The sequence below is a fragment of the Terrisporobacter muris genome (assembly GCF_024621905.1).
Classification (GTDB): Bacteria; Bacillota; Clostridia; order Peptostreptococcales; family Peptostreptococcaceae; genus Terrisporobacter; species Terrisporobacter muris.
Map to the genome: position 1 here is coordinate 1 of NZ_JANKBY010000336.1, position 3,782 is coordinate 3,782.

General features: G+C 26.9%; 7 protein-coding genes. 6 read left to right on the forward strand and 1 reads right to left on the reverse strand.

All coding sequences use genetic code 11. The features are described from left to right. On the reverse strand, window positions 1-111 hold a 111-nt coding region (locus NSA58_RS20915), incomplete at its 3' end, for an HTH domain-containing protein (protein WP_257560737.1). Here NSA58_RS20915 and NSA58_RS17245 point away from each other — a divergent pair. From NSA58_RS17245 to NSA58_RS17270, 6 genes are all read left to right on the forward strand, one after another. After that, on the forward strand, window positions 110-907 hold the full coding sequence (locus tag NSA58_RS17245; RefSeq protein WP_257560738.1) for a GTP pyrophosphokinase: 798 nt from the start codon (window positions 110-112) through the stop codon (window positions 905-907). The two genes, NSA58_RS20915 and NSA58_RS17245, sit on opposite strands and share 2 nt — an antisense overlap. A 58-nt stretch (window positions 908-965) precedes the next feature. Beyond that, window positions 966-1,658 (forward strand): metallophosphoesterase, encoded by a 693-nt coding sequence (locus NSA58_RS17250; protein ID WP_039680412.1) that lies wholly within the window; start codon window positions 966-968, stop codon window positions 1,656-1,658. Between the two features lie 100 nt (window positions 1,659-1,758). Then, a complete protein-coding gene (locus tag NSA58_RS17255; protein ID WP_039680411.1) occupies window positions 1,759-2,451 on the forward strand; it encodes a hypothetical protein in 693 nt (230 codons plus the stop codon). A 126-nt stretch (window positions 2,452-2,577) separates the two neighbouring features. Further along, window positions 2,578-2,916, forward strand: a complete 339-nt coding sequence (locus tag NSA58_RS17260) for a hypothetical protein (protein WP_242842744.1) — start codon at window positions 2,578-2,580, stop codon at window positions 2,914-2,916. Next, window positions 2,886-3,134, forward strand: a complete 249-nt coding sequence (locus tag NSA58_RS17265; RefSeq protein WP_257560736.1) for a hypothetical protein — start codon at window positions 2,886-2,888, stop codon at window positions 3,132-3,134. Before NSA58_RS17260 ends, NSA58_RS17265 begins: the two co-directional genes overlap by 31 nt. A gap of 36 nt (window positions 3,135-3,170) precedes the next feature. Further along, window positions 3,171-3,656 (forward strand): hypothetical protein, encoded by a 486-nt coding sequence (locus tag NSA58_RS17270; protein ID WP_039680410.1) that lies wholly within the window; start codon window positions 3,171-3,173, stop codon window positions 3,654-3,656. Window positions 3,657-3,782 lie beyond the last annotated feature (126 nt).

Below are 3,782 nucleotides of genomic sequence, written 5' to 3' on the forward strand. Positions count from 1 at the left end.
AATATGTTTCCAAATAGCCGTTCTAGATATACCTAACTGCTTTGATAATTCTTCTCCTGATACAAAATCTTCACCACTATCTAAAATAACTTTTATTATTTTATCCCTCATACTTCACCTCTATTATGAAGTATTAGCTCCTTATGAACATGCAGTTGAAGAACTAAAAGTAAAATTTAAAAATATAAGAAAAGAATTTCTTACAAAGGGTGAATATTCTCCAATAGAATTTGTTACAGGGAGAACAAAAAAAATATCATCTATAATATCAAAGGCTAATAGATTAGAAGCTGAAGATATTGAAAGAGAAATTGAAGATATAGCAGGAATAAGAATTATGTGTCAGTTTGTAGAGGACATATATACTTTAGTAGATTTAATAAAATCAAGAACTGATATGACTATAGTATACGAAAAAGATTATATTACAAATTTTAAAGATAGTGGATATAGAAGTTATCACGTCATAATCAATTACCCAATTAACTCTATAGCTGGATACAAAGAAATATTATGCGAAATTCAAATAAGAACTTTAGCAATGAACTTTTGGGCTACTATAGAGCATTCTTTAAAATATAAATATGAACATTACATACCAGAAGATGTGGCAAATAGACTTAGAAGAGCTGCAGATGCTGCATTTTTATTAGACCAAGAAATGAGTGAAATTCGAGAAGAAATAATGAAAGCCCAGGTGATGTATCAAGCTAAATCACTTACAATTAGAGAAGTTTTAAGTAAGGTACAAGAATTATATGATTTAGGGGAAATTAGTAGGGCTATAAACTATCAAAGGAGACTAGATAGAGTAGATAGTCAAAAAGATATTAAAGAAATTGTAGCATTAAAAGAAGAAATAGAACAGATACTACAGTATTATAAAAATACGAGAATAGATGATTAGTGGGGGGCTGTCTTAATTAATTTAAGGCGGCTTTTTAAACATAAGAAAGGATGAAAGTATGAGTTTATATGCAATAGGTGATCTCCATTTCTCCACATCAGTAAATAAGCCTATGGATATATTTGGAGATAATTGGGACAATCATCAAAATAAAATAATAAATAACTGGAAAGAAATTGTAAACAATGATGATACAGTATTGGTACTAGGGGATACTTCTTGGGCTATGAATATGAATGAAGCAAAAGAAGATCTAGATACAATTAATAAACTACCAGGAAAGAAGGTATTTATAAAGGGAAACCATGATTTTTGGTGGTCATCATTAAGCAAATTAAGAACAAGCTATGAAGAAATTACATTTTTACAAAATAGTTTTTATAAATATGGAGATATAGGAATTTGTGGAACTAGGGGCTGGCTCTGTCCTAATGAAGTGAAATTTGATAAAGATGATGAGAAAATATATAAAAGAGAACAATTAAGATTAAAAATGTCTTTAGAGGCTGCTGTAAAAGATGGTTGTAAAGAATTAATAGTAATAACTCACTATCCACCTACTAATGATAAGCTTGAGGAGTCGGAATTTACAAAGATTTTTGAAAAGTATAACGTAACGAAAGTTATATATGGTCATCTTCATGGGAAAGATTCTTTTGAGATGGGCTTAAAAGGGAAACGAAATAATGTAGAATATATATTAGCTTCAAGCGACTATATAAATTTTAAACCAATAAAAATAATAGAGTAAGAAATCAAAAAAATGTAAATACTATAAAACATAATGCCTAAGAAATTAGAAAGTGGGGAATATTAGCAATTTTACTTAATTTAAAAAGGAGTGTTAATAAATGAGATGGATATTAGTATTCATACTTTTATATCTTATACCACTTACAGTTCTGTTTAAAAACTATAAAAGTTTTAAAAGGGCCTGTATTTATGGAAGTATTTATGTTGTTTTATCAACAACAATGGTAATTACAAATATATATTTAAGTGGTATTAGGGTTCTTGAAGATACCTTAGATTATGAGAATGATTTAGTATTGGAAACTTATCTGGATCAATATGATATAGAGCCTGTGGCAAATAATAAAACTATGAAAAAATCGGATTTGCAAAAAATAGATGAATTTAGAAAAGATATTTACTCTATTGAAAAGGCTGCTTTAACACCTATGAGAGAATGTCTTCCTTACACAAGTAATTTGCAGAAAAGTTTAGCTAATTTAACTCAAATAAAAAATGATGTGTTGTATGCAAAGGAAATGTGTGAAGATGTAGTAAAAATATATGATAATATGCAAGTGCCCACATTATCTAAAGATGAGTATACTCAGGAGTTAGATAGGGCGAGAATAAATGTAAGGAAAACATATGAATTAAGAACTATAGCTATGGAAAATTCCGTGAATTTAATAGATACAAAGAATCCTATTTATATAAATAAGATAACTGAATATCTAAAATTATCAGATAAAGAAATTGCTAGCTTTAAAAATAAAATAGATAGACTAAAAGAAAAAATTAATGAAGAATAAATAAAAAATCCTATGGTTGTTTCTATATAACCATAGGATTTTTTATTTAATAATATAGTTATTCCAGTGCTTTTGATTTATACTTATTTATATGATATAATTACTTTTTCACAAAGATGGGATAGAATGAATAATTTAAATATTTGTATAGATATAGACAGAACAATAACTAGCCTGTACCATTTCATTTTTTACCTTAATGAAATGTATAATAGGAATATCAAAGAAGAAGATTGTACTATAGTTAACTGGTTTAAGTTATATGATGAAGATAATGAGAAGTTTATTAAAAAATTTCATGATAAATATATGCATTCATATGAAGAGGCTAAAATTGTAGATGGAGCAAAGAAGATTATAGAGGATCTGAATAAGAAAAATAATCTATACTTTGTTACAGCAAGGGGAAATGAATTACAAGATGTAACTACAAAATGGTTGGAAAAAATGAATTATCTAGCATAGAAATTTATATGTTAGGTATCGATTACAAAATAGATAAGGCTAAAGAGTTAAAATGTGATATATTTATAGAGGATAATCCTCTAAACGCTCTGCAGTTAGCTCAGGGAGGAGTAAGGGTATTTTTATTAGAAGCTAATTATAATAAAGATATAAAACATGACAATATAACTAAAGTTAAAGATTGGGAGCATATAAAAAGATTAATTAATAATATGTAATCAAGTTTTAATTATTAGAAAAGGAGGCGGGAGATTATGATACAACTTAAATTAAAGAATAAAAAAGGTCAATTTAATGTTAATAGTAAAGAAGTTAAGGATATTCTAGGAATTAGACAAGATATAGATTTTGTACAGGATATATCAAATACTATAAATCAAAAAAATATAATGGTTTTTGACTGTAAACTTGCTGAAAGTATATTTTCAAAAGAGTTAGCAAAGCAGCTTATTGAAGAATCAGCTGGTGATATAGATGAATCATTTTTTGAGTTATTCTTTGAAGATGTGAGAGCCTTCTTAAAAGATACTACGGATGAAATTGAGGCAGAACTACAAGAAATCTACTTAGTTGATAACATAAGATGTTGTTCCGATATTTATAGCATTAATGATGAATTTACAGATTTCAAATTTGTATTTGTTGTTAGCTTTAAAGAAACAACTATTGCTGTATTAGAAAATTTAGCTAAAATTGTTTCAAAGAGGCAGTTAGCAGGGGCATCAAAGTTTTATTGTTAACAATAAAGAATTATTTTTATTCTAGGATTTAAGTAATTTTTTATAAACTAAGATTATTAAATTGACAATGAAAATTGTAATAATTACAATTTATTTAAGAAGTTTGTTTTTATAAGAACTTAAACG

Coding starts and splice junctions, on each gene's coding strand:
- NSA58_RS17260 (WP_242842744.1), top strand. CDS start 2,578: ATGAATAATTTAAATATTTGTATAGATATAGACAGAACAATAACTAGC.
- NSA58_RS17255 (WP_039680411.1), top strand. CDS start 1,759: ATGAGATGGATATTAGTATTCATACTTTTATATCTTATACCACTTACA.
- NSA58_RS17270 (WP_039680410.1), top strand. CDS start 3,171: ATGATACAACTTAAATTAAAGAATAAAAAAGGTCAATTTAATGTTAAT.
- NSA58_RS17250 (WP_039680412.1), top strand. CDS start 966: ATGAGTTTATATGCAATAGGTGATCTCCATTTCTCCACATCAGTAAAT.
- NSA58_RS17265 (WP_257560736.1), top strand. CDS start 2,886: ATGGTTGGAAAAAATGAATTATCTAGCATAGAAATTTATATGTTAGGT.